Annotated in this window: 21 protein-coding genes; 13 read left to right on the top strand and 8 right to left on the bottom strand. The window is 71.9% G+C overall.

Translation table 11 applies throughout. The features are described 5' to 3' along the window. Positions 1–41: 41 nt before the first annotated feature. Together ACFYV1_RS25555 and ACFYV1_RS25550 are read right to left on the bottom strand one after the other, a co-directional pair. A complete protein-coding gene (locus ACFYV1_RS25555) occupies positions 42–650 on the bottom strand; it encodes a hypothetical protein (RefSeq protein WP_389397905.1) in 609 nt (202 codons plus the stop codon). A gap of 201 nt (positions 651–851) precedes the next feature. Beyond that, positions 852–1,304 (bottom strand): DUF6643 family protein, encoded by a 453-nt coding sequence (locus ACFYV1_RS25550; protein WP_389397904.1) that lies wholly within the window; start codon positions 1,302–1,304, stop codon positions 852–854. Between the two features lie 251 nt (positions 1,305–1,555). Here ACFYV1_RS25550 and ACFYV1_RS25545 point away from each other — a divergent pair, with 251 nt between their 5' ends. After that, a complete protein-coding gene (locus tag ACFYV1_RS25545; RefSeq protein WP_389397903.1) occupies positions 1,556–2,860 on the top strand; it encodes a TerD family protein in 1,305 nt (434 codons plus the stop codon). 49 nt (positions 2,861–2,909) lie between these two features. Here the strand turns inward: ACFYV1_RS25545 and ACFYV1_RS25540 are convergent, their stop codons facing one another. Continuing rightward, on the bottom strand, positions 2,910–4,082 hold the full coding sequence (locus ACFYV1_RS25540; RefSeq protein ID WP_389397902.1) for a glycosyltransferase: 1,173 nt from the start codon (positions 4,080–4,082) through the stop codon (positions 2,910–2,912). Between the two features lie 58 nt (positions 4,083–4,140). On the opposite strand from ACFYV1_RS25540, the gene ACFYV1_RS25535 reads away from it, so the two are divergent. Together ACFYV1_RS25535 and ACFYV1_RS25530 are read left to right on the top strand one after the other, a co-directional pair. After that, complete coding sequence (locus ACFYV1_RS25535; RefSeq protein WP_389397901.1) at positions 4,141–4,926, top strand: glutamate racemase; 786 nt, start codon at positions 4,141–4,143, stop codon at positions 4,924–4,926. Positions 4,927–5,092: 166 nt separating this feature from the next. Continuing rightward, entirely contained in the window at positions 5,093–5,653 is a 561-nt protein-coding gene (locus tag ACFYV1_RS25530) for a hypothetical protein (protein WP_389397900.1), read from the top strand. A 95-nt stretch (positions 5,654–5,748) separates the two neighbouring features. On the opposite strand, the gene ACFYV1_RS25525 is transcribed toward ACFYV1_RS25530, so the two are convergent. Continuing rightward, complete coding sequence (locus ACFYV1_RS25525) at positions 5,749–6,777, bottom strand: O-antigen ligase family protein (protein WP_389397899.1); 1,029 nt, start codon at positions 6,775–6,777, stop codon at positions 5,749–5,751. 240 nt (positions 6,778–7,017) lie between these two features. Here ACFYV1_RS25525 and lnt point away from each other — a divergent pair, with 240 nt between their 5' ends. The 4 genes from lnt to ACFYV1_RS25505 all read left to right on the top strand — a co-directional run bounded on the left by lnt (position 7,018) and on the right by ACFYV1_RS25505 (position 12,241). Then, a complete protein-coding gene (lnt, locus tag ACFYV1_RS25520) occupies positions 7,018–8,640 on the top strand; it encodes an apolipoprotein N-acyltransferase (RefSeq protein ID WP_389397898.1) in 1,623 nt (540 codons plus the stop codon). Between the two features lie 200 nt (positions 8,641–8,840). Beyond that, complete coding sequence (locus ACFYV1_RS25515; protein WP_389397897.1) at positions 8,841–9,329, top strand: NUDIX domain-containing protein; 489 nt, start codon at positions 8,841–8,843, stop codon at positions 9,327–9,329. A 55-nt stretch (positions 9,330–9,384) separates the two neighbouring features. Further along, complete coding sequence (locus tag ACFYV1_RS25510) at positions 9,385–10,206, top strand: 3-hydroxybutyrate dehydrogenase (protein WP_389397896.1); 822 nt, start codon at positions 9,385–9,387, stop codon at positions 10,204–10,206. Between the two features lie 70 nt (positions 10,207–10,276). Then, on the top strand, positions 10,277–12,241 hold the full coding sequence (locus ACFYV1_RS25505) for a helix-turn-helix domain-containing protein (protein WP_389397895.1): 1,965 nt from the start codon (positions 10,277–10,279) through the stop codon (positions 12,239–12,241). A 134-nt stretch (positions 12,242–12,375) separates the two neighbouring features. Here ACFYV1_RS25505 and ACFYV1_RS25500 read toward each other — a convergent pair whose 3' ends face one another. Both ACFYV1_RS25500 and ACFYV1_RS25495 read right to left on the bottom strand, forming a co-directional pair. Further along, positions 12,376–13,764 (bottom strand): MFS transporter, encoded by a 1,389-nt coding sequence (locus ACFYV1_RS25500; protein ID WP_389397894.1) that lies wholly within the window; start codon positions 13,762–13,764, stop codon positions 12,376–12,378. A gap of 264 nt (positions 13,765–14,028) precedes the next feature. Beyond that, positions 14,029–14,502 carry a carboxymuconolactone decarboxylase family protein gene (locus ACFYV1_RS25495; RefSeq protein ID WP_389397893.1) on the bottom strand — a complete coding sequence of 158 codons (474 nt, stop codon included), beginning with the start codon at positions 14,500–14,502 and terminating at the stop codon, positions 14,029–14,031. Between the two features lie 210 nt (positions 14,503–14,712). Here ACFYV1_RS25495 and ACFYV1_RS25490 point away from each other — a divergent pair, with 210 nt between their 5' ends. The 5 genes from ACFYV1_RS25490 to ACFYV1_RS25470 all read left to right on the top strand — a co-directional run bounded on the left by ACFYV1_RS25490 (position 14,713) and on the right by ACFYV1_RS25470 (position 20,778). Then, entirely contained in the window at positions 14,713–16,803 is a 2,091-nt protein-coding gene (locus tag ACFYV1_RS25490; RefSeq protein WP_389397892.1) for a SpoIIE family protein phosphatase, read from the top strand. Positions 16,804–16,974: 171 nt separating this feature from the next. Then, entirely contained in the window at positions 16,975–17,844 is an 870-nt protein-coding gene (locus ACFYV1_RS25485) for a class II glutamine amidotransferase (RefSeq protein WP_389397891.1), read from the top strand. 308 nt (positions 17,845–18,152) lie between these two features. Beyond that, complete coding sequence (locus tag ACFYV1_RS25480) at positions 18,153–19,340, top strand: PP2C family protein-serine/threonine phosphatase (RefSeq protein ID WP_389397890.1); 1,188 nt, start codon at positions 18,153–18,155, stop codon at positions 19,338–19,340. 126 nt (positions 19,341–19,466) lie between these two features. Then, entirely contained in the window at positions 19,467–19,637 is a 171-nt protein-coding gene (locus tag ACFYV1_RS25475) for a hydrophobic protein (protein WP_389397889.1), read from the top strand. Between the two features lie 262 nt (positions 19,638–19,899). Beyond that, positions 19,900–20,778, top strand: coding sequence for a SigB/SigF/SigG family RNA polymerase sigma factor (locus ACFYV1_RS25470; protein ID WP_389397888.1), 879 nt, complete (start codon positions 19,900–19,902; stop codon positions 20,776–20,778). A gap of 78 nt (positions 20,779–20,856) precedes the next feature. Here the strand turns inward: ACFYV1_RS25470 and ACFYV1_RS25465 are convergent, their stop codons facing one another. Further along, positions 20,857–21,390 carry a MarR family winged helix-turn-helix transcriptional regulator gene (locus tag ACFYV1_RS25465; RefSeq protein ID WP_389397887.1) on the bottom strand — a complete coding sequence of 178 codons (534 nt, stop codon included), beginning with the start codon at positions 21,388–21,390 and terminating at the stop codon, positions 20,857–20,859. A 386-nt stretch (positions 21,391–21,776) separates the two neighbouring features. On the opposite strand from ACFYV1_RS25465, the gene ACFYV1_RS25460 reads away from it, so the two are divergent. Next, entirely contained in the window at positions 21,777–22,199 is a 423-nt protein-coding gene (locus ACFYV1_RS25460) for an ATP-binding protein (RefSeq protein WP_389397886.1), read from the top strand. Between the two features lie 96 nt (positions 22,200–22,295). Here ACFYV1_RS25460 and ACFYV1_RS25455 read toward each other — a convergent pair whose 3' ends face one another. After that, a complete protein-coding gene (locus ACFYV1_RS25455) occupies positions 22,296–22,763 on the bottom strand; it encodes a MarR family winged helix-turn-helix transcriptional regulator (RefSeq protein ID WP_389397885.1) in 468 nt (155 codons plus the stop codon). Positions 22,764–22,957: the final 194 nt, after the last annotated feature.

Below are 22,957 nucleotides of genomic sequence, written 5' to 3'. Positions count from 1 at the left end.
GTAGCGCGCGAGGGGAGCGGGAGTTGACGGGACGGGGCAGGTCAGCTTCCCGCGCCGGCCCGGCCCCAGTCCGGACCCACGGCCGCCCAGGCCCGGTCCAGGGCCGCGTGTCTGCGGCGCACGAGCTGCCGCAGGACCAGCCGCCTGGCGCCTTCGACGAGGACGGCCCAGGCCAGTGCGGCACCGGCACCGGCGAGTGCGGCATGCACGTCCGCGGTGGCGGCGGCCATCGGACGCGCCACTATTCGGCCTGAACTGTCCGTCCACACCGGGAAGGTGTCGCCGGGGCGTGCCGACGGCAGGTTCGTGACGACGGTGCCGGTGCGCGGACTGCCGTCGGGTGAGGTCCACTTGGCCGGGACCGCTCCGCGGCGCTCGTCCGCCACCGCGCTCTCGGGATCGAAGGCGACCGGCCGGGGCGATGTCCTGGGCCCGGTCACCGTGGCCGTCGTGACGTGGTGCTGCAGCCGCTGGGCGCGGACCGACTGGCGCAGGGACTCCTCCGCGAGCGCGCCGCTGAGTCGGCCGACGGCCGGAGCGGTCGTGATGATGAGCAGGGCGGTGACGACCGCCAGCCATGCCTCCAGCAGATCCGTCGCACGGCGCAGCGGGTTGTGCCGCCAGCGCCAGACACCTGTGGCTGCGCGCACGGTCCACACCCCCTTCCCGCGTGTCCAACGAGCCTGCCACCACGATGTGTTCCCGGACGGAGGGAAACTCCCACAACGGGTGAAAGGCATGGCCGGTCAGGCTCGGAGAGGGCGGGACGGTCGCGCTGTGTGATCAAGAAGCTGAGCGGCGGCCCGTTCGTTCCCCCGCGCCGGAGCGCACTTCGGACGGGCCGCCGTCGCTCAGTATCCCCGGCCCTGGTAGGGGCGGTTGTACGGATCCTCGTAGGGGGAGGGCGCCGGAGCCGGGCGCGCCGCCGCGGGCCGCATGGCCTCGTAGCCGGTGGAGACCGGCCGGCTGGGCTGGGGCTGGTACTGCGTGCCCGGATAGCCGCGGGGCGCGCTCGTCTGCTGCGGGATGTACGGGGCAGGCGCCTGCTGCAGCGGCATCGGCTGCTGCATCTGATGCGGGTAACCGTATGCGGGGGCCTGTTGGGAGGGTGCCGCCGGGAGGGCGGGCAGTGCCGCGGGGAGCGCCGGCAGGTAGCTGTTGCCGGTGTCGTAAGCGGCGGGCACTCGGATCGGAGCGATCTGAGGGGTGCCCCGCTCCGCGACCAGGGAGTCGTAGATCGGGGTGTCGGGAAACGCCGGCGCGGAGTAGTAACCGCCGCCATAGGTGGCGCGGGGGGAGGTCATGGCACATAAGTTAAGCCCACGATGTGCTGGTTGGGGAGACCGATAAGAGGGTTGTTTCGGGAGCTGTGAGTGACGACGGTTCGCCAAAGTGAGCGAATTTGCCCAAATCGGTCCACGTTGAGTCTCGTGTTCACGTAAAGGGCAAGCTGAGAGAGGGTTACCGACGGGTCGGCCCCCGTGTGGGGGACGTATGCGGAATAGGTTGACGATGAATGAACTTCCGGACGCGCCGAATCGCGATGGGGGCGAGCATGTCCATGCTTAAAGGAGCCAACACTCCGGTAGCGGCGCGAAGCGTGCGCGTCGAGCTCGGCTGGCAGTCGGGACCGGGGGTGCCCGACGTGGACGCGTCGGCGCTCCTCCTCGCGTCGGGAAAGGTCCGCTCCGACAGCGACTTCGTCTTCTACAACCAGCCGACGCACGCCTCCGGAGCGGTACGGCACGAGGGCAGGCAGACGGCCGCCGGCACCGTGACCGACGTGGTCACGGTCGATCTCGAGCGGGTCGAGAGCGCGATCGAGCGGGTCGTGCTGGCCGCTTCGGCGGACGGGGGCGCCTTCGGTCAGGTCCCCGGACTCCACATCCGGGTCCTCGACGCCGCCTCCGGCGCGGAGATCGCCCGGTACGACAGCCAGGACGCCACGGTCGAGACGGCCTTCGTGCTCGGCGAGCTCTACCGGCGCCAGGGCGCGTGGAAGTTCCGCGCGGTGGGACAGGGCTACGGGACCGGACTCGAGGGTCTCGCCACGGACTTCGGCATCACGGTCGACGAACCGCAGCAGTCCTTGGTCCCTCCGGCTCCGGCGGTCGCCGCTCCCGCGGCTCCCGCGGTCGCGCCTGCGCCCTCCGCCCCGGTGATGCCGCCCTCCGCACCGCCTTCGTTCCCACCGCCGACCGCAGCGTCTGCGCCGTCCGCGCCGGTACGCCTCACCAAGGTGACGCTGACCAAGGAGACGCCGGCCGTCTCCCTCACCAAGCAGGGCGGCACCTCCGGCGCGATGCGTGTGAACCTCAGCTGGCAGGTGCGCAAACAGTTCAAGGGCTGGGGCGCGAAGCTCGGCCGTGCGGTCGCCGTGCACGGTGACCTGGACCTCGACCTGTGCGCGCTCTACGAACTCTCCGACGGCCGCAAGGGCGTGGTCCAGGCTCTCGGGAACGCCTTCGGCGCGCTGAACCGGCCCCCCTTCATTCACCTCGACGGGGACGACCGCACGGGCGGAACGCCGGGCGAGAACCTCACCGTCAACCTCGACCACCGCCAGGACATCCGCCGCATCGTCATCTTCGTGACCATCTACGAGGGGGCCCGCAGCTTCGCCGACCTCGACGCGACGGTGACCCTCCAGCCGCAGCACGGGGCACCGATCGACTTCTCGCTCGGCGAGTGCACCGTCCCCTCCAGGGTCTGCGCCCTCGCGCTGATCACAAACACCGGCTCCGACCTCGTCGTGCAGCGCGAGGCCCGCTTCCTGGTCCCCGAGCGCGGCGTCAGCCCGCAGCGCACGATCGACCAGGCGTACGGGTGGGGCATGAACTGGACTCCCGGCCGGAAGTAGGGCGGTCGGCCCGGCGCCCACCGTCCTGGGGCCGCGGCGGGCGCGCCGTTCAGGCGTCGCCCGCGGCCTCCGGGCGGGCGTACGTCCGCCCCTTCCACGCCGCCCCCCGCCCCCGGTAGTGCTGCACCGCGGAGTCGACCGTCATCAGGAGGTAGAGCGCCGCGGTGAACGGCAGCGTCGGCGCCAGGAACCACGGCTGCCGGTAGTAGCGCAGCATCGGCAGGTACGTGCCCGTCATCACCGCCCAGGCGGCCGCCCCGGCCCGCACGGCAGGCGCGTCATCCGCGAGCAGCCCGACCGCCAGGGCCGTCGGCGGGACGACGTACACGAGGAGGAGCCCGGCAACGGTGCCAGCCAGCAGCGCCGGGTTGTGCCGCAGCTGCGCGTAGGCGCTGCGCGACACCATCCGCCACAGGTCACCGAGCCGTGGATAGGGACGCACGCTGTCGACACGGTCGGCGAGCCCGAGCCAGACCGATCCGCCCACCCGGCGCACGGCGCGTGCCAGGGCGACGTCGTCGATCACCGCCTGCCGGATCGAGTCGGGAACGCCGGCACGCACCGCGGTCCCGGTCCGCAGCAGTACGCACCCGCCCGCGGCGGCAGTGGTCCTCGCCGCCGCTTTGTTGATCCGGCGGAACGGATAGAGCTGAGAGAAGAAGTACACGAACGCGGGCACCACCAGCCGCTCCCAGCCGCTCGCCACTCGCAGCCGGGCCATCTGCGACACGAGATCCAGACCGCCGGTCCGCGCGGCGGCGACCAACTCCCGCAGGCTGTCCGGCGCGTGCGCGATGTCGGCATCGGTCAGCAGGAGGAACTCGGGATCGCCCTCCCTCGCGGCCTCGATGCCGTGCCGAAGCGCCCACAGCTTCCCGGTCCAGCCCGGACCGGGCTCACCGGGTCGCACCAGCCGCAGGGGCAGCCCCCCGTGCCGCTCGGCGAGCGACCGGGCGACCTCCCCCGTCCCGTCACCGCTGCTGTCGTCGACGAGCACGATCTCCGCCCGACCCGGATAGTCCTGCGAGAGCAGCGTCGGCAGGCTCATGGGCAGTGCATCGGCCTCGTCCCGCGCCGGCACCACCACGGCGATGTCCGGCCACTCGGCGGGGCTCTCACGGTGCGGCAGCCGCTGGTCGGTCCGCCAGAAGAAGCCCTGGCAGAGCAGCAGCCAACCCCAGGCGGTCAGCGATCCCACGGCGATCCAGGCAAGCGCGCTCATCCGCCGCAGTCTGCCGCACGCAGACCGCTCGGCGACGGCGGTCGACTATGGTGACCGGGTGAAGATCGCGCTCATCGACTCAGGTATCGGCCTGCTCCCGGCGGCCGCCGCTGTGCGCACGCTGCGCCCCGACGCGGAGCTGGTGCTGTCCGGCGACCCCGACGGGATGCCCTGGGGACCTCGTACGCCGGAGGGTATCGCCGGGCGCGCGCTGGCCGTGGCCAGGGCGGCGGCCGCCCACCGTCCCGACGCGCTGATCGTCGCCTGCAACACCGCCACCGTGCACGCCCTGCCCGCGCTCAGGGCCGAGCTGGAGCCCGGCGTTCCCGTCATCGGTACCGTCCCCGCGATCAAGCCGGCCGCGGCGGGCGGCGGGCCGATCGCGATCTGGGCCACCCCGGCGACCACCGGCAGCCCGTACCAGCGCCGCCTGATCGAGGAGTTCGCCGGTTCCGTCGACGTGACAGCGGTGCCCTGCCCCGGTCTCGCCGACGCCGTGGAGCAGGCCGACGAGAGCGCGATCGACCGGGCCGTGGCCGCGGCGGCCGCGCTCACCCCGCGAGACGTACGTGCCGTCGTCCTCGGGTGCACCCATTACGAACTGGTCGCCGAGCGGATCCGGGCCGCGATCCAGCAGCCGGACATGCCGCCGCTGGTCCTGCACGGGTCGGCCGAGGCCGTGGCCGCGCAGGCACTGCGCCGGATCGGGCTGCCGCCCGCCCCCGGCGCGGTGCCCGGCAACCGGCTGACGGTGCTGCTCAGCGGGAGGGAGTCAGCTCTTCCGGCGGAGGCGCTCAACTATGCGGAAGGCCGTCTGCTGCCCGCCGTGACACCGGTGCGCTGACGCCCTGCCGTTCCTCCCCCGCTGCCGCCTGTGACCCCTGGCCGGGCACATGTCCGGTTGCGTCCCGCACCGGGCGAGTCCGTGGATGATCCGGCCGGTTGTGCCCTTGTTTCCGTCGTATGCGGCAGTAGTGCTCATTGCCGGGATGGTGGGTACTGTCCTAGACATGAGGCACCACTTGCACCATGAGGGGCGCCGTCCGGATCCCCTTCCGGAGGTCTGGACCGGCCGCGCGACCAACCGCATGCAGTGGTTGCTGGCGGTGGCCGGTGCCGCCTGCCTGGCGCTCGGCGTCAAGCTGGCCGTCGACGCCACCTGGACCACCGGGATCGCCGCGATGCTGATGGCGGTCATCGGCTGCCTCGCGGCCGGCCTCATGATCCTTTACGGGACGCTCGCGTTCGTCCATGTGGCGGTCAGGGTCGACAGGTACGCGGTGGACGTGCGCTGCGGTCACATCGGTGTGCCACGGCGCCACATTCCCCTCTCGCACGTGGTCGACGCGGACTTCGTCCCCCGGGTGACACCACGCCAGTGGGGAGGCTGGGGCTGCCGCTGGCGTCCCGAGCAGGGCACCGCGGTGGTCGTACGGCGCGGAGAGGGCCTGACGGTGACCTTGGGCGACGGCGGCAGATTCACGGTGACCGTCGACGACGCGGCGACCGCGGTACGGGTCATCCGCGCCAGGCTGGGGGAGCGGGAGTCGGACGGAGCGGCCAGGGCCTGAGCGGCCGCCGCGATGGTTTCGACCGGGCCGCGGGCGCGGGCTGACGGCACCCCCGGACCGGGACCGGTGATTCCGACGATCCGAACGCGATGCCCCTACGTCTCCTCCTCGCCGGGTACGCGTGCCGTCGCCAGGCCCGCGAGCAGCCCCGCCCCGGCCGTCACCGGGGCGAAACTCAGCACGTTGCCCACACAGGCGAGCACCGCGAGGACGGCGAGCGCCGCGGCCGCGCTCAGCACCACGGGTGTCGGCCGGGCCGAGCGCCACAGTCCGTGCAGGATCCAGCCGAAGGCCGCCGCGAGCAGCGCCACCCCGACCACCCCCTGTTCCGCCGCCTGCTGCAGCGGCGCCGAATGCGGCTTGCCGTCGGCTCGGGGCGACTGGACGGACGTGGGGCTGAGCAGCGCGAAGCGCGCCGGACCCACGCCGCGGAGCGGGTCCTGTTCCGCGAGCGCGACCGCGTCCCGCCACAGCGCCACCCGGTTCGCGGTGAGCGGTGCCTCCACCGACGCGGCGAGGCCCGCCGGCAGCGCCTCCTCGGCCACCGCCCACGACGTGCCCGCCGCGAGCCCCGTCACGAGTGCCGTCGCCACGAGAACCGCGATGCGTCGACGCATCCGGACCACGACGAGCGCGCTCACCAGCACGGTCAGACAGGCCAGGAAGGCGGCCTGCGACGCGATCAGGGGTGCGGCGCCGGCCACGCCGAGCGCGAGAATCCGCAGCGTCGCCCGCGCACCGGTGGCGCGGGCCGCGGCGGCGGCGCAGCAGGCCGCACCCGCGGCGAGCACCAGAAGCGCGGCGACCGCGCCCGCGTGGCCCGGCGGAGCGCCCGCGCCGGCGGTGGCCCCGGGCATCCCGTCACGGGACGCGACCGCGAGGGCGAGCGCGGCGGGCGCGGTGACGGCGAAGGCGCCCACCGGCAGCAGGGAACCGGAGATCCGTCCGCACGCGTACCCGGCGGTGACGGCGAACACGGCGAGCAGGACGCCCTCCGGCCTGCCCTCCCGGCCGGCCGCGCTGACCAGCGACCACACGGCGCAGCAGGTCAGAACGAGGACACCGGCCGCGTCCGGAGCCCGCCCACGCTCCCGGCCCCTGTGCGGACCGCCCTCTTCACCCATACCGTCGTCCCCCACCGTGACGGACCCCGCGCACAGCGGCGGCCGGTGCGGGGCTGCCGGGTGTCGCAGGCAGCCACGGCGAACCGGCCGGAACCGACCTGAAACGGTTCGGCCGCGCGGGACTGGCGCACACGTTAACGGGCGTTTCCGTGATGTGCGGCGGAATCCGGAAGAAACGTTGCGGCGGGGTGGGGCGACTCGCCTGCGCCGCCCACAGGCCGCCGCCGTAGACTCCGCCGGGTGAGCGCCACCATGACCTCCGTCGACACCGCCGGCCCCGCCTCCGCGAAAGCACAGCCGCTGCTGCGGCGGTTCGCACGTCCGGGGGCCGCCGTGCTCGGCGGCGCGCTGCTCTTCGCGAGCTTCCCGCCGCGCCCCCTGTGGTGGCTGGCCTTCCCGGCGTTCGCCCTGCTCGGCTGGACCCTGCGCGGCCGCCGCCCGCGGTCCGCGTTCGGGCTCGGATACCTCGCGGGTCTCGGCTTCCTGCTCCCGCTGCTCGTCTGGACCGGTGAGGAAGTGGGCCCGGTGCCGTGGCTGGCGCTGGTCGCGGCGGAGGCACTGTTCGTGGCCTTCTCGGCCATGGGCATCTCCGCCGTCTCACGCCTGCCCGGCTGGCCCGTGTGGGGCGCGGCCGTCTGGATCGCCGGCGAGGCGGCGCGTGCCCGCGTCCCCTTCGGCGGCTTCCCCTGGGGAAAGATCGCCTTCGGACAGGCGGACGGGTTCTTCCTGCCGCTCGCCGCGCTCGGGGGCACGCCCGTGCTCGGCTTCGCGGTCGTGCTCTGCGGATTCGGACTCTACGAGACCGCCCGGCAGGCGCACGCCCGCCGCCGCACCGGCCACGTCCCGCGCGGTGCCGCGGCCGCCGCGCTTCTCGCCCTGCTCCTGCCCGTCGTCGCGGCCCTCGCCTCCCGGCCCCTCGTCGACTCCTCGGCGGAGGACGGCACCGCGACGGTCGCCGCGATCCAGGGCAACGTCCCCCGGCTCGGGCTCGACTTCAACGCCCAGCGCCGCGCCGTCCTCGACAACCACGCGAACCGCACCGAGCAGCTCGCCGCGGACGTGGCGGCGGGCAGGGAACCACAGCCCGACTTCGTGCTGTGGCCGGAGAACTCCTCCGACCTCGACCCCTACCGCAACGCGGACGCCCGTCAGGTGATCGACGACGCGGTCAGGGCCATCGGCGTGCCGACCGTCGTGGGCGCCGTGCTCACCCCGGAGACGGGCAGTCTCCGCAACACCCTGATCGAGTGGGACCCGGAGCAGGGGCCCGTCGACACCTACGACAAGCGCCACGTCCAGCCGTTCGGCGAGTACATCCCGATGCGGTCCCTCGTACGGATCTTCAACTCGGACGTCGACCGGGTCAGCCGCGACTTCGGGCCGGGGCACGAGGTCGGGGTCTTCGACCTGGCAGGCACCGAGGTCGGTCTCGTCACCTGCTTCGAGGCCGCCTTCGACGACGCGGCGCGCGACACCGTCACCAACGGGGCGCAACTCATCTCCGTACCGAGCAACAACGCCACCTTCGGTCGCAGCGAGATGACCTACCAGCAGCTGGCGATGTCCCGGGTGCGGGCCGTGGAGCACAGCCGGACCGTCGTCGTCCCCGTCACCAGCGGCGTCAGCGCCGTGATCATGCCCGACGGGGAGATCGTCCAGGAGACGGCGATGTTCACGCCCGACGCGCTGGTCGCGGAGGTGCCGCTGCGTTCGTCGCTCACGCCCGCGACCCGGATGGGCAGCGCGCCCGAGCTGGCCCTGGTGCTGCTCGCGGCGGGCGGCCTGACCGCCGTCGCCATCGGCGCCGTACGGGCTCGGAAGCGGCGGCGTACCACTGCCGGGGCGGCGACCGGGTCCGCCTGACCGGCGCGACCGGTCCCGAGCGGCGAGACGGTTCGGCCGGCCGGGCGGTGCGGCCGTGAGGGCTCGGCCCGACCGTGGTGCGGCCGGGGCGTGGAGGCGGTTCGGCGGGCCGGTCCGAGGCCGGGGCGTGGAGGCGGTTCGGCCGGGCCGGACGGTGAGCGGGTTCTGCCCTTGGGACCGGGCCCGTTAGGGTCCGGGGCATGGCTACTCCCGACTTCATCCGCGCCATCAGGGCGACCGCCGGACACCAACTGCTGCTGCTGCCAGGTGTCAGCGCCATCGTCTTCGACGACCACGGACGGGTGCTGCTGGGCAGGCGCGTGGACACGGGCAACTGGTCGATCATCGGCGGCATCCCGGAGCCGGGTGAGGAACCGGCCATGACGGCCGAGCGCGAGGTGTACGAGGAGACCGCCGTACGCTGCACCGCCGAGCGGGTCGTCCTCGTCCAGGCGCTGCCCAGACCCGTCACCTACCCCAACGGCGACGTGTGCCAGTACATGGACATCACCATGCGCTGCCGGGCCGTGGCCGGCGCCGCCGAGGCGCGCGTCAACGATGACGAGTCCCTCGAAGTGGGCTGGTTCACCATCGACTCGCTGCCGGAGCTCCAGGACTTCGCCACTTTCCGGATCAAGCACGCCCTCACCGAGGGACCAGCATGGTTCCAACCCACCACAGGGCGGTGAAGTATGGGCTGTGACCACATCGGTCGTCGGATGTTCGCTGCCTAGGGTGCCGGACATGACCGCGCCCACCACACCGCCCGGCACGCCAGGTTCCGCAGCCCCGGCGCCCTCCGTATCCCTCGATCTCGGCGGCCGTACCGCCCTCGTCACCGGTGCCGCGGGTGGCATCGGACGCGCCTGCGCGCTCCGGCTCGCGGCCGCGGGGGCGAAGGTCAGAGCCGTCGACCGGGACGCCGAGGGGCTGGCCGCGCTCGCCGGCCACAGCGCGGGACTCGCCGGGGCCGTGGAACCTCATCTGCTCGACCTGACCGACCTCGACGCCGCGGAGGCGGTGGCGGCCGGCACGGACATCCTCGTCAACAACGCCGGACTGCAACTGGTCCGCCCCATCGAGGAATTCCCGCCCGACGTCTTCCACACCGTCCTCACGGTGATGCTGGAGGCGCCGTTCCGGCTGATCAGGGGCGCGTTGCCGCACATGTACGCGCAGGGCTGGGGCCGAATCGTCAACATCTCGTCCGTGCACGGCCTGCGCGCCTCCGCCTACAAGTGTGCCTATGTGGCGGCCAAACACGGCCTCGAAGGTCTCTCCAAGACGGCCGCGCTCGAGGGAGGACCGCACGGGGTGACGTCCGTCTGCGTCAACCCCGGCTATGTGCGCACCCCACTGGTCGAGAAGCAGATCGCCGACCAGGCCGCGGCGCACGACCTGCCGGAGGACCAGGTCCTCACCGAAGTCCTCCTCAAGGACTCCGCGATCAAGCGCCTCATCGAGCCGGAGGACGTGGCGGAGGCCGCTCTGTACCTGTGCTCGCCGCAGGCGTCCTTCATCACCGGCACCTCGCTGACCCTCGACGGCGGATGGACCGCTCACTGACGACCCGGCACGACGTTCCGTTGTCCACAGGGCTGGTGCGACCGCCCGTACGACAGGTAATCCTGTGTCCATGTCCCACGATCAAGCCGCCTACCTGGAGCTCCTCGCCCGCGGCGCCGCCGCGGAGGCGTACGACAGGCCGCTTCTCCTCGCCCGCGCCGACGGCGCCGGGCCACAGGAGCTGGCCTCGCTCGAACACGCCAAGCAACTGGCGCTGCGGGTGCGGGCGGAGCTGGAAGGCCGGCGGCGCCGCGAGGCGGAGCTCTCCGCCCTCTTCGAGACCGCGCACGACCTCGCAGGGCTGCGCGATCTCGACGCGGTGCTCCGGGCGATCGTGCAGCGCGCCCGCTCGCTGCTGGGCACCGAGGTCGCCTACCTCAGTCTCAACGACCCGGCCGCGGGCGACACCTACATGCGGGTCACGGAAGGGTCGGTGTCGGCGCGCTTCCAGCAGGTCAGGCTCGGCATGGGCGAAGGGCTCGGCGGCCTCGTCGCCCAGACCGCCCGGCCTTACGTCACCGACAGCTACTTCGACGACGCGCGCTTCGAGCACACCGGAACCATCGACGCCGCCGTCAGGGACGAAGGGCTCGTCGCCATCCTCGGCGTGCCCCTGATGCTCGGCAGCCAGGTCATCGGCGTCCTGTTCGCGGCCGACCGGCGGGCCAGGGTCTTCGAACGGGAGCAGGTCGCGCTGCTCGCCTCGTTCGCGGCGCACGCGGCCGTCGCCATCGACACCGCGAACCTCCTCGCGGAGACCCGCTCCGCGCTCGCCGACCTCGAACGTGCCAACGCGATCATCCAGGACCACAGCGGTGTCCTCGAGCGGGCGTCCGACGTTCACGACCGCCTCACCGAACTGGTACTGCGCGGCGGAGGCGTCCAGGACGTCGCCGCCGCGCTCTCCGAAGTCCTCGACGGCACGGTCGAGTTCACCGAGAACGGCCCCGACACCGCCGCGGCGGGCGGCCATGCCACACGGCACGGCGGCGACTGGGTCGCCGCCGTCGCCGCCGGCGGTGAGACCTTCGGCTCGCTCGTCCTGCACGGCCACCCCGAACTCGACCCCGCGGGCCGGCGCACCCTGGAACGCGCCGCGATGGTCACCTCCCTGCTCCTGCTCGCCCGACGGTCCGCCCACGACGCGGAACAGCGCGTACGGGGCGAACTGCTCGACGATCTGCTCGACGCCCCAGGCCGCGACCCGCGACTGCTGCGCGAGCGCGCAGCGCGGCTCCGCGCGGACCTGGACGTCCCCCACGTGGTGCTCGCCGCCCGTATCGACGGGCCCTCGGGAGAAGCCGCCACACGCTCCGAGGCGGCCACCGGGACCGCCCCGGCCGCCCGTCAGAGGCCGGACCGGGCCACTGGCACCCCCGCGCGCCGCGACGTGAGCGCGCGGGAGACGGCGGACCGCCGGCGACTGTGGTCCGCGGCCTCGCACCTGGCCGCGACCCGCTCCGGTCTCGCCGCGGCCCGTGACGGAGGCACGGTCCTGCTGCTGCCCCTCGGCCCCGACGACAACGCGGCCGACCTCGCGCGCCAGACCGCGCGGCACCTCACCGGAGCACTGCGCGAGCCGGTCACGGTCGGCGCCTCCTCCCCGGTCGCCGCCCCGGCGGAGAACCCCGCCCCGGTGGCCGACGCGTACGCCCAGGCCCGCCGTTGCCTCGACGCCCTGCGGCTCCTCGGACGCTCCGGGGAGGGTGCGGCGGCGCAGGACCTCGGCTTCCTCGGGCTGCTGCTCGCCGACCCCGGGGACGTCGACGGCTTCGTGCACCGCACGATCGGGGAGATCGTCGACTACGACCTGCGGCGCGGCACCGACCTGGTCGGCACCCTGGCCGCCTATTTCGCCAGCGGCATGAGCCCGGCCCGCACCAAGGACGACCTGCACGTCCATGTGAACACCGTGGCCCAGCGGCTCGAGCGCATCGGCCGGCTGCTCGGCCCGGACTGGCAGTCGCCGGCGAGGTCGCTCGAGATCCAACTGGCGCTGCGGCTGCACGCGATGTCGGCGTCGGTCGGTTCCTGAACGCCCCACCGGCTCCGTACCGGCGCAAGGCCCCGCCCCCGTGCCGTGCCCGGCACGCGCAGAGCCGCGCGGACCCCCCGGGAGTCCGCGCGGCTCCGTGATCGTGCCGAGCTCTGTGATCGTGCCGTCCGTGATCAGACGACCGGTGCGTCCGCCTTGTCCGTCGCGGGGGCGTCGCCGGCCGGTGCCGCACCCGCCTCCACGGCTGTCAGGTCGGTGTCCCTGGTCTCCCGTGCGCAGACGACGGCCACCACGGTGAGCAGTGCGGCGGCGATGACGTACAGGGCGATCGGTGTCGACGAGTCGTAGTCCGCCAGCAGGGCCGTCGCGATGAGCGGAGCCGGCGCCCCGGCCGCGACCGAGGAGAACTGCGCGCCGATGGAGGCGCCCGAGTAGCGCATGCGTGTCGCGAACATCTCGGAGAAGAACGCGGCCTGCGGCGCGTACATCGCACCGTGCAGCACCAGCCCGACCGTGACGGCGAGCAGCAGGGAGCCGAAGCTCGCGGTGTCGATGAGCGCGAAGAACGGGAACATCCAGGCTCCCACGCCGATCGCCCCGATCAGATACACCGGCCGGCGGCCGATGCGGTCGGACAGCGCACCCCACAGCGGAATCACGGCGAAGTGCACGGCGGAGGCGATGAGGACGGCGTTCAGCGCGGTCTGCTTGCTCAACTCCACGGCGGTCGTGGCATAGACGAGGATGAACGCGGTGACCACGTAGTAGCTGATGTTCTCCGCCATCCGCGCGCCCATGGCGATGAGCACGTCCCGCCAGTGGTGACGCAGCACGGCGACGAGCGGCATCTTCTCCACCTGGCCGGCCTCGGCCTTGCGCTGCTCCGCCTGCGCCAGCGCGGCCTTGAAGACCGGAGATTCGTCGACAGAGAGACGAATCCACAAGCCGACGATCACCAGTACACCGGACAGCAGGAACGGAATGCGCCAGCCCCATGAGGTGAAGGCGGCGTCCGAGAGGAGCGCGGTGAGCGCGGACAGCACACCGGTGGCGAGCAACTGCCCCGCCGGCGCGCCGGTCTGCGGCCAGGACGCCCAGAAGCCGCGCCTCTTGGCGTCGCCGTGCTCGGAAACCAGCAGCACCGCACCGCCCCATTCGCCGCCGAGGGCGAAGCCCTGCACGAGGCGCAGTACGGTCAGCAGGATCGGAGCGGCGGAGCCGATCGTGGCGTGTGTCGGCAGGAGACCGATCGCGAAGGTAGCGCCGCCCATCAGCAGCAGGCTGAGCACCAGCAGCTTCTTGCGCCCCAGCCGGTCCCCGTAGTGTCCGAACACGAGCGCGCCGATCGGCCGCGCGGCGAACCCGACCGCGTACGTCAGGAACGAGAGCAGGGTTCCGACCAGCGGGTCCGAGTCGGGGAAGAACAGCTTGTTGAAGACCAGCGCGGCGGCCGAGCCGTAGAGGAAGAAGTCGTACCACTCGATGGTCGTGCCGATGAGGCTCGCGGCGACGATGCGCTTCAGCGAGCTCGGCGCAGGTGGAGCGGTTTCTGGGGCGGCCATGTACACCACTTCCGGACAGTTGGCGGGGACGTTTCCGTGTCGCCACACCGTAGGAAGACGCAGGTCAAGGGCGTATGTGGTGGGACACCATAGTTCTGGGTGCCGGAGTGCGTGTGCTCACCATGGGGGCGGTGCTGTGCGTCGTGGGAGCCGCGAGTGGTCGCGTGCTCCCTGTCCCCGGCATCGGCCGACTCGGCGGGGCGCCCGGGCCGGGGCTGCTGCCGCCGCGGACGGCGGCAGCCCCGGCGCGGCCGGCCGTGGCGGTTATCCGAACTGGCCGGGCTGGTAGTCGCCGGCGGGCTGCTGGAGGATGACGTTCATCCGGTTGAAGGAGTTGATGAGGGCGATCAGGAACGTCAGGGCGGTCAGTTGCTCCTCGTCGTAGTGCTTGGCGGCGTCCGCCCACGCCTCGTCGGTCACACCGCCGGCCGCGTCGGCGATCCGGGTGCCCTGCTCGGCGAGCTCCAGTGCGGCGCGCTCGGCCTCGGTGAAGAGAGTGGCCTCCCGCCACGCCGCGATCATGTTGAGGCGCGTCGAGGTCTCTCCGGCGGCGGCGGCCTCCTTGGTGTGCATGTCGAGGCAGAAGCCGCACCCGTTGATCTGACTCGCCCGGATCTTCACCAGCTCCTGTGTCGCGACCGGCAGCGTCGATTCCGCCAGCGCCTTGCCCGCCGCGACGAAATGCTTGAGGACGTTGCCCGCGGCCGGGGCGGCGAAGAGGTTCAAACGGGCTTCCATGGTGTGCTCCCTCTGTCGTTGTGAGTGGCTGCACACCTTTGACGGAACGAGTCGGCTCGGTGTGACACGGGTGAATGTGACGTGCGTCTCACCGGCTGTGCGCACTCCGTGCCGCCCTGACGAGTCCCAGCGGAAGTGGATGTCCGACCCTCTTCCTAGAATTGGGACGGTTCATCCGATTTCCCGGACTTCCGGAAGGTGTGCGCGCCCATGGCCGAACCCGCGGGCCTCCTGGATCTGCTCGCGCGCGTGATGCGCTGCCGAGGGCCCCACGCGCTCCTGGACGTCCTGACGGCCGACGACGGGAGTGCCTGCCGCCTCCCTGCCGGAAGGACCTTCCTCTACACACCGGGCGAGGCCGGCCTCGACCGCCATCCGGCTGAACCGGACGACGGCGACGGTGACCACCGGCTCGAAGCCGTCCGCGAGGTCCTGCGCACCGGACGGCGCACGCTGCTCACCGCCGACGGGCGGCAGACGCACGTGCTGCCCCTGCCCTGCGCGGGCAAGGCGTGGGGCGCCCTGGCCGTGTCCTTCGAAAACGCCGACGAGGACGGCGACTGGCACGACCTCCCGCAGGCCCTGGACGTGCTCGCGGAGTGCTGCGCCCACGCGCTGGCGGAACCGGTGGGCGACACAAGGCTCGGCGAGGCCGCGCAAGCGGCTCGCGCCGGTGTCTTCGCGTGGGACTTCTCGGCCGACAACGTGTACTGGGACGAGCGGACGTGCGCCGTCTACGGGGTGGATCCATCGACGTTCGACGGCAAGGGCGAGACGTTCTTCGCCATGCTGCACCCCGACGACGTCCCCGTTCTGCAGGCGGCGATCGCCCGGGTCACGGAGGAGGCGACCACCGCCAGGGCGCACGGGCCGGCCGCGGACGCCGGCCGGTACCACCTCGCCTACCGTGTCCGGCATCCCGACGGGACGGTGCACTCGGTGGCGGAGTTCGGCCGCGTGATCATGGACAGTCAGGGGACGCCCGTCCGGGCGCTCGGGCTGGTGATGGGGACGGGGACGGAAGTCGACCGTCCGGCGGGCGGCCCGGTCTCCGCGGACAGTTCGCGTGACTCGTTCCTCTTCACGCTCACACGGGCGCTGTCCCAGGCGATCACGGTTCAGGACGTCACCAGGGTCATGACCCAACTCGCACGGCCGTCCCTGGGCGCGGAGAACCTCGTCCTCGGCCTGGAGGAAGCCGGCCGGCTGACCATCGTCGGCGAGACCGCCGTGGCCCCTGCCCTGTCGCACCTGCGTGAACCCGCGCACGCCGTCATGGCCCTGGCCGCCCTTCAGGAGCAGGCACTCTTCATCGAGGACCTCAGTCGGCACAGGGGGTTGGGGTTTGCCGAACTGGCGGCCTCCGGCGACGTGCCGCCACGGTCGTGGGTCGTCCTGTCCCTGGGGTCCACGGACCGCATCACCGGCGCCTGCCTCATCGCCTTCGCCGGGCCGCGGACCTTCGATGCCGGGGAGCGTACGTTCTACACGGCCGTCGCCGTCATTCTCACCCAGAGCCTGGAACGCGCCCGGCTGTTCGACACGGAGCACCAGCGTGCCACCGATCTGCAGAAGGCGATGCTGCCTCGTCACCTGCCGGCGCTGGACTCGCTCAAGGTGCACTCCCGCTACCTGCCCGGCACACAGGGCATGCACATCGGAGGCGACTGGTACGACGTCCTCCCTCTCAGGGACGGGACAGCGGCGCTCGTGATCGGCGATGTCCAGGGCCATGACGCCCACGCGTCCGCCGTCATGGGGCAACTGAGGGTCGCGCTGCGGGCGTGTGCCGAGGCGGGACTGCCTCCCGGCGCCCTGCTGGGGCAGGTCAACCGGGTGCTCTGCGACCTCGACACGGATCGCTTCGCCACCTGCACGTATCTCGTGCTCGACCCGAAGGGCGGCACCCTGCACGGCGCGAGAGCCGGACACCTCCACCCGTTGCGCATCCGCCGGGGCGAGGTCAGCGAGATCGTCCTGGCGGGCGGCCCGCCGCTGGGCGTCGATCCCGCGGCCGAGTTCCCCTCGAACGTGACGGGCATGGACGCCGACGAAGCGCTCGTGCTGTTCACCGACGGCCTGGTGGAGCGCAGGGACGCCGACATCGACGCGTGCGTGAGCGACATGATCGACGACATCCACCGCTGGCGGAGACCGGGAGAGCCGGGAACGGACCTCGGGGAACTGGTGGACTTCCTCGCACGCCGCGACGCTCCGGAGCGGATCGACGATGTCGCCCTGCTCGCCGTCCAGCGCGTAGACGGTGCCGGTGCCGGTGCCGGAGCGGGTGCCGGTAGGTGACCCTCGGGACCCGTTCGGGCCCTGCCCGGGCACCCGGGTCGCGGGCGGTCGCGACCCGGTTCCCGCCGGGGCACCCGTGACCGGCCGCGTGGCGATCACGCCGTACGGCGCGTGATGATGGGAATCCGAGCGCGTGCCGCGGCCGGCGGCGGGGACACGGGAGGAGCCCAGATGTGCCGATGGGTGGCATACACGGGAACGCCGGTCCTCCTCGATTCCCTGCTCTACCGCCCGGCGCACTCCCTCATCGACCAGAGCCTGCACTCCCGGATGGGGGTCGAGACCACCAACGGCGACGGCTTCGGCATCGGCTGGTACGCGAGGGACAACGAGACCCCGGCCGTCATCCGGGAGACCGGGCCCGCGTGGAGCAACCGCAATCTCCGCGAGATCTCGGCCCACATCCGCTCCCACCTCTTCTTCGCCCACATCCGGGCGTCGACGGGCTCTGCCATCCAGCAGACGAACTGCCACCCGTTCCGGCACGGAAGGTGGTTGTGGATGCACAACGGCGCTATCGCCGACTTCCACCGGCTGCGCCGTGACCTCTGTCTGGTCATCGACCCGTCCCTCTTCGCGGACATCGAGGGTTCGACCGACTCCGAGGTGATGTTCTTCCTGGCGCTCACCTTCGGCCTGGACCAGGACCCGCCGACCGCCGTGGCCCGCATGGCAGGCCATGTGGAGGAGCTCGGCCGCCGGCACGGCGTGGACAATCCGCTCCAAATGACCGTCGCGGTGACCGACGGGGAACAGCTGTGGGCCTTCCGCTACTCCAGCGAGCGCCGCTCACGTTCGCTGTACTACAGCGCCGATGTCGACACCCTGCGCGCACTGCATCCCGATCTGGAGTTCCTGGAAGGGCTCTCCGGCGAGACCCGCCTCGTCGTGTCCGAGCCGCTCAGCGGGCTGCCGGGAGCCTGGAACAAGTTCCCGGAGAGCAGTTGGGGCGTGGTCGGTCCGGACTCGGGCCCGGACTTCGTGCGGTCCTTCGTGCCGCTGTCGTCCGACGGCGAGATCAGACAGCCCGCCCCGCGCTGACGCAGCGCGCGCCCACTGGGCGCCGCCGGGCGCGAGCCCGGTGGTGCGCGGTCAGGAGCGTGCGTACGCCGCGGAGTGACCCGCCGCTCCCCGCGACGGCGATCAGCGTAAGTGATCACGCCGGTCCGTGGCGGCGGCCGGGAGTACGTGGCCGACCCGAGGGCAACAGATCCCGGAACCGCACGGGTGCGCGGCGTAGCCTGGAGACCGGGCGTGGGGCCGGCCCCGGGAGCAGGGAACACCTGCCGCGGCCGTGGCCGCGGCACTGCCGGCTTCCGGTCGCCGGCCCGAACGAGATATGGGATGACGTGGAGAAATTCGCCGCTGTCGAGAAGGCGCTGCGCACGGCCGCGCCCCACACCCTGGTCGATGTCGTGACAGACGCGTTCGCCGACTACTACGGTGCGCGGCGGACGCAGCTGAGGCTCGCCGACTACGCCATGCGCAGTCTTCAAGCCGTGGAGTCCGTGCCTTCCTCCTCGGAGCCGGTGCCCGTCAACGGCAGTCCGCAGGGCCGCGCGTTCGGCGCACAGGAGCCCGTCGTCACAAAGGGCGCGGAGCACGGGTCGGTCGAGGCGCACCTCCCGGTCACGGTCCGCGGCGGGCGGATGGGGGTGCTGTCGGTGACGCTGCCGGAGGACGCCTGCACCGCGACGGTCCTGGCCGGGATGCAGCACATCTGCGAGGTCCTGGGCCACGAGATCCTGGTCGCGGAGCGCGACACCGATCTCTACGACCTGGCCCGGCGGGCATCGCGGCTCACTCTGGCGGCGGAGATGCAGTGGCAACTGCTGCCCGGCAGTTCCTGCTCCCGTCCCGAGTTCTCGCTCGGCGCGCATCTCGAACCCGCGTACGCCATCTTCGGCGACAACTACGACTGGTCCGCCTCCGCTGATCACTTGGCGCTCACCGTCACCAACGGTATGGGGGAGGGCATCGAGGCCGCCCTGCTCACCAACCTCGCCGTCAACGCGCTGCGCAACGCCAGACGCGCCGGTCTCGACCTCCAGGGACAGGCGATGCTGGCCGACCAGGCCGTCCACGCCCAGTACCGGGGCCGACTCCACGTCGCCGTTCTGCTGCTCCGTTTCGACATGGCCACCGGTGAGGTGGAGGCGATCGACGCCGGCTCTCCCCGGCTGTGGCGGCTGCGCGAAGGAACCGTCGACCGGATCCCCTTCGAGCAGCAGCTGCCGCTGGGCATGTTCGAGGACACCGTGTACACGCCCCAGCGCTTCACGGTGCGCCCGGGCGACCGGCTGCTCATCAGCAGCGACGGGGTGTACGACGCGGCTTCACCCGCCGGAGTCCGTTACGGCGAGCGGGCGTTGGCGCGCTCGCTGACGGGCACCAGGCTTCTGCCGCCCACCCAGGTTCCCGGCGCAGTGCTGCACGAGCTCGCCGGGCATCACGGGGAGGTTCCGCTCGACGACGACGCACTGGTGGTCTGCCTCGACTGGCACGGACGGCCCGACGCCGGGGAGCCCCGGAGCTGAACGGCGACCGCCGTTCAGCTCCGGGGCGGGCGAACGCGGTTACCCGGAGTCCGTTCCGAGAAACAGCTCGCATAATATGAATGCCCATTCGGGGTCGGGGCATACGGAATTCCGGAGGTGATGAGAATGGTTCCCCTGTTTGTCGTTCTACTGCTTGCCCTCATCCTTTTCGGGGCCGGATTCGCGCTCAAGGCGCTCTGGTGGATCGCCGTGATCGTACTCGTGGTGTGGTTGCTGGGATTCGTGATTCGGCCTGCGGCTTCAGGCGGCCGAAGGAGTCGCTGGTACCGCTGGTAGGAATCCGCCACCAGGCGGCTGGAGGTGGCTGAGCAGTGTCCTCGCGGCGGCCTCATGGGGCGATTCCCGCGAACGACGGGCGGGGCGGACCGGAACCGAGTTCCGGTCCGCCCCGCCCGTCGTCCCGGCTCTTTCCCGCGACCTCCCGACCTCCCCTTGCGCCCTCTGCGCCGCCGCACGGAGGCGAGAATTCTTGCGTTAGGGAAACTGTTGTCGGGGAAGGAAGGTCCACGACGGCGTACGTACGAACAGAGGAGACGTCATGGCCACCGCGGCACCGATCCAGCAGCGGCTGACGGAGCGGGGCGAGGAGGAACACCCCTTCGGCGACGCGGGCGGGACCCGGTTGCCGCATGTCGACGAAGCTTCCGAGGTGGCGCCCGCGGACGCGCGCAGGCTCTCCGCGCTGTTCCTCGACAGGCTGCGGCACCTCGAGGAAGGCACGCGGGAGTACCAGTACGCACGCAACACGCTGATCGAGATGAACATCTCCCTGGTCCGGTATGTCGCGCGGCGGTTCCGAAATCGCGCCGAGCCCGACGAGGACATCGTGCAGGTCGGCACCATCGGACTGATCAAGGCCATCGACCGGTTCGACCTCAGCCGGGAGGTCGAGTTCGCGACCTTCGCCGTCCCGTACATCCTCGGGGAGATCAAGCGCTTCTTCCGGGACACCAGCTGGGCGGTGCACGTCCCGCGCCGGCTCCAGGAACTCCGGCTCGAACTCGTGCAGGCGGCGAACGAGCTCTCCGGCACGCTGCACCGGGCCCCGACGGCGAAGGAGCTTGCGGAGCACCTGGACCTGCCCGTGGAAGAGGTCTCGGAGGGCCTCGTCGCCATGAACGGCTATGTGGCGAGCTCGTTCGACGTGCCGAACTCCGAGGGCGGCGAGAGCGCCGAGGCCCCGTTCGCGGAGCGCTTCGGTGACCTGGACCCCGCGCTGGGCCTGGTCGACGACCTGCAGGCGCTGAAGCCGATGATCGAGGAGCTCGACGACCGGGACCGGCTGATCCTCCGGCTCCGCTTCTATGACGAGCTCAAGCAGGCGGAGATCGGGGAGCGGCTGGGCATTTCGCAGATGCAGGTCTCACGCCTGCTGAGCCGCACTCTCACCAGGCTGCGCGAGCAGATGCTCAACTGAGAGCCCTCAGAGCCCTCAGAGCCCGGAGACGCCGCGGCCTGCGGATCGGTCCCCCCGCCAGTCCGCCTGACGTCGGCGTCAGGCGGACTGCGCGTCGCCGGGCGGAGGTTTGCGCCACGGTGCGGGACCCACTTCGTCCACCGCCTCGTGGAAGCTCGTCAGCCCCTCCAGGAGGGCCTTCCGCTCCGAGGGCGCCATCGCGGCGATCACTTCCCGCAGCGCCTCCTGGCGTCTGGCCCTCAGGTCGCCCAGATAAGCCCTGCCCCGACCGGTCAGATGCAGTTCCAGTTCTCGCCGGCTGCTCGGGTGCGGGAGCCTCTGCACGAATCCGAGGGCTTCGAGCCGGTCGCACAGCCTGCTCACGGACGGCGGGGCGGCGTCCAGCAGCTCGCCCAGAGTGCGGAGATTGATCCCCTCCTCGTGATCGAGGCTGTAGAGCACCCGCAACTGGGAGGCCGACACGGGGGCCGGCGGCGCCATGTCCTTTCCGCGCTCCCAGAGCACCTCCAGGAGTTCGATGAGCTCGCGCGCCGCTCCCGTCGTTCCCGCTGCCCCGGCGTCCTGCCGCGGGGGACGGGAGGACGCCGGGTTCGCGTCCTTGTCTGATGACACTCCGTATCAGGAATCCTCGGTTCGTGGCGCCGGCCCTGTGCCGCGCTCCCTGCGCGGAGCGCAGCCCCGTCGCCGGCCTGCGCCGGCGGTGCTCAGGAGGCTCTCCGCACGACAACCATATCTTTGCGCCATGTCGTGGCCGTGGGCCCCATGCGCAAAACCCTCCCGACCGCGGCTCGAGAGCGCCCGATTCCGTATTCGGAAATTCACGATCCACATTTTTCGGCCCCTCCGCCGGTATCCGGGAAGGCCGTGGTCGACGATTTCACGCCCTTGGTGTCATGCACCGGAACAGGGGAACGCGAGTTGCAGAGCAGGCTGTGAGAAAGGGGGGATCGAGCCGCCGGATGCGGACACACCTCAGCGGAAAAGGAGGACAACGCGTGATGATCATTACGTCAGCGGAAGCGGACATCGGCGATGCGCGTCGCGCCACTTCGGAATTCGTCGGGCAGGCGGGCGGGGAACCGGCGGTGGACGACGTGGTGCTGGTGGTGTCCGAGCTGGTCACCAATGCCGTCAAGCACACGGTCGGCTGGTGGCGACTGCGGGTCGGCGTGCAACGTCGGCAGCTGGTCGTGGACGTGGAGGACGCCAGCTGGGCCCCGCCCGCCGCGAGGACACCCGACGCGGGCGCGGTGGGCGGCCGGGGCTGGCAGATCGTGCAGCAACTGGCCGACCGTGTCGAGGTTCTTCCCAACTCGGGGGGCAAGACCGTCCGCGCGGTCTGGTCCTTTGCCCAGGGCCGGGAACGCCGGGGTGACGTCCGGCCGCCCTGCCTGTTCCCCGAGCCTGGACCGTCGGTCTGACGCACCCGTCGGTCAACGCCCGCCGTCGGTCCAACGCCCCCGTCGGTCCAACGCCCGCTGTCGGTCCAACGCCCCCGTCGGTCCAACGCCCGTCGGTCAACGCCCGCCGCCGGGATCTCTCAGGAGCCTCCCCAGGCCGCGCAGCCCCTGCAGCAGCGCCGCGCGCCGTGCACCTGGCATCGCGTCAAGCGCCTCTGTCAGCTCCCGTTCCCGCTTCTCACGCAACTCCCGCAGATACGACTTCCCGAGCGCGCTCAGGCGCAGCTCGAGTTCCCGTCGGCTCGCCGGGCTCGCGGAGCGTTCCACGAACCCCAGGCTCTGGAGCCGGTCGCACAGGCGGCTCACCGACGGAGGGGCGGCCCTCAGCATCTCGCCCAGCGTCCGCAGATTGATGCCCTCCCGGCGTTCGAGGGCGTACAGCACCCGAAGCTGGGAGCCGGACACCTGCGTCGACGCCGTGTCCCGACCGCGTTCCCAGATCACTTCCAGCACTTCGATCACGTCACCTGCCGCGCGTGCTGCTTCGCTGGTACGAGGCGGGAGCGATGCGGGGCTGGTGGGCATGAGGCAAAGACTCCGGGACGGCTTGCTGACGGGCTCGGTCGGACGTGGCCGGGTCCTGATGGGGCTCGGCCGGGGGCTTGCTCGGCGGGGACGGGCGGCCGTGCGCCGGAGCCGGTGACGCCGGCGCCGCCGCGCGGCACAGCACGGCACGGCGGAAGCCTACTCGTGAAGACGCCGCTTTCCCGTGCGCCTTT

It is taken from the genome of Streptomyces sp. NPDC003023, assembly GCF_042888225.1.
Taxonomy (GTDB): Bacteria; Actinomycetota; Actinomycetes; order Streptomycetales; family Streptomycetaceae; genus Streptomyces.
This window is presented reverse-complemented; position numbering and strand designations above follow the sequence as displayed.

Bases quoted from the DNA above. Each gene is read 5' to 3' on its own strand.
- ACFYV1_RS25550 (WP_389397904.1), bottom strand. From the start codon at position 1,304: ATGACCTCCCCCCGCGCCACCTATGGCGGCGGTTACTACTCCGCGCCG.
- ACFYV1_RS25545 (WP_389397903.1), top strand. From the start codon at position 1,556: ATGTCCATGCTTAAAGGAGCCAACACTCCGGTAGCGGCGCGAAGCGTG.
- ACFYV1_RS25540 (WP_389397902.1), bottom strand. From the start codon at position 4,082: ATGAGCGCGCTTGCCTGGATCGCCGTGGGATCGCTGACCGCCTGGGGT.
- ACFYV1_RS25530 (WP_389397900.1), top strand. From the start codon at position 5,093: ATGAGGCACCACTTGCACCATGAGGGGCGCCGTCCGGATCCCCTTCCG.
- ACFYV1_RS25525 (WP_389397899.1), bottom strand. From the start codon at position 6,777: ATGGGTGAAGAGGGCGGTCCGCACAGGGGCCGGGAGCGTGGGCGGGCT.
- ACFYV1_RS25515 (WP_389397897.1), top strand. From the start codon at position 8,841: ATGGCTACTCCCGACTTCATCCGCGCCATCAGGGCGACCGCCGGACAC.
- ACFYV1_RS25510 (WP_389397896.1), top strand. From the start codon at position 9,385: ATGACCGCGCCCACCACACCGCCCGGCACGCCAGGTTCCGCAGCCCCG.
- ACFYV1_RS25505 (WP_389397895.1), top strand. From the start codon at position 10,277: ATGTCCCACGATCAAGCCGCCTACCTGGAGCTCCTCGCCCGCGGCGCC.
- ACFYV1_RS25500 (WP_389397894.1), bottom strand. From the start codon at position 13,764: ATGGCCGCCCCAGAAACCGCTCCACCTGCGCCGAGCTCGCTGAAGCGC.
- ACFYV1_RS25495 (WP_389397893.1), bottom strand. From the start codon at position 14,502: ATGGAAGCCCGTTTGAACCTCTTCGCCGCCCCGGCCGCGGGCAACGTC.
- ACFYV1_RS25490 (WP_389397892.1), top strand. From the start codon at position 14,713: ATGGCCGAACCCGCGGGCCTCCTGGATCTGCTCGCGCGCGTGATGCGC.
- ACFYV1_RS25485 (WP_389397891.1), top strand. From the start codon at position 16,975: ATGTGCCGATGGGTGGCATACACGGGAACGCCGGTCCTCCTCGATTCC.
- ACFYV1_RS25475 (WP_389397889.1), top strand. From the start codon at position 19,467: ATGGTTCCCCTGTTTGTCGTTCTACTGCTTGCCCTCATCCTTTTCGGG.
- ACFYV1_RS25470 (WP_389397888.1), top strand. From the start codon at position 19,900: ATGGCCACCGCGGCACCGATCCAGCAGCGGCTGACGGAGCGGGGCGAG.
- ACFYV1_RS25460 (WP_389397886.1), top strand. From the start codon at position 21,777: ATGATCATTACGTCAGCGGAAGCGGACATCGGCGATGCGCGTCGCGCC.
- ACFYV1_RS25455 (WP_389397885.1), bottom strand. From the start codon at position 22,763: ATGCCCACCAGCCCCGCATCGCTCCCGCCTCGTACCAGCGAAGCAGCA.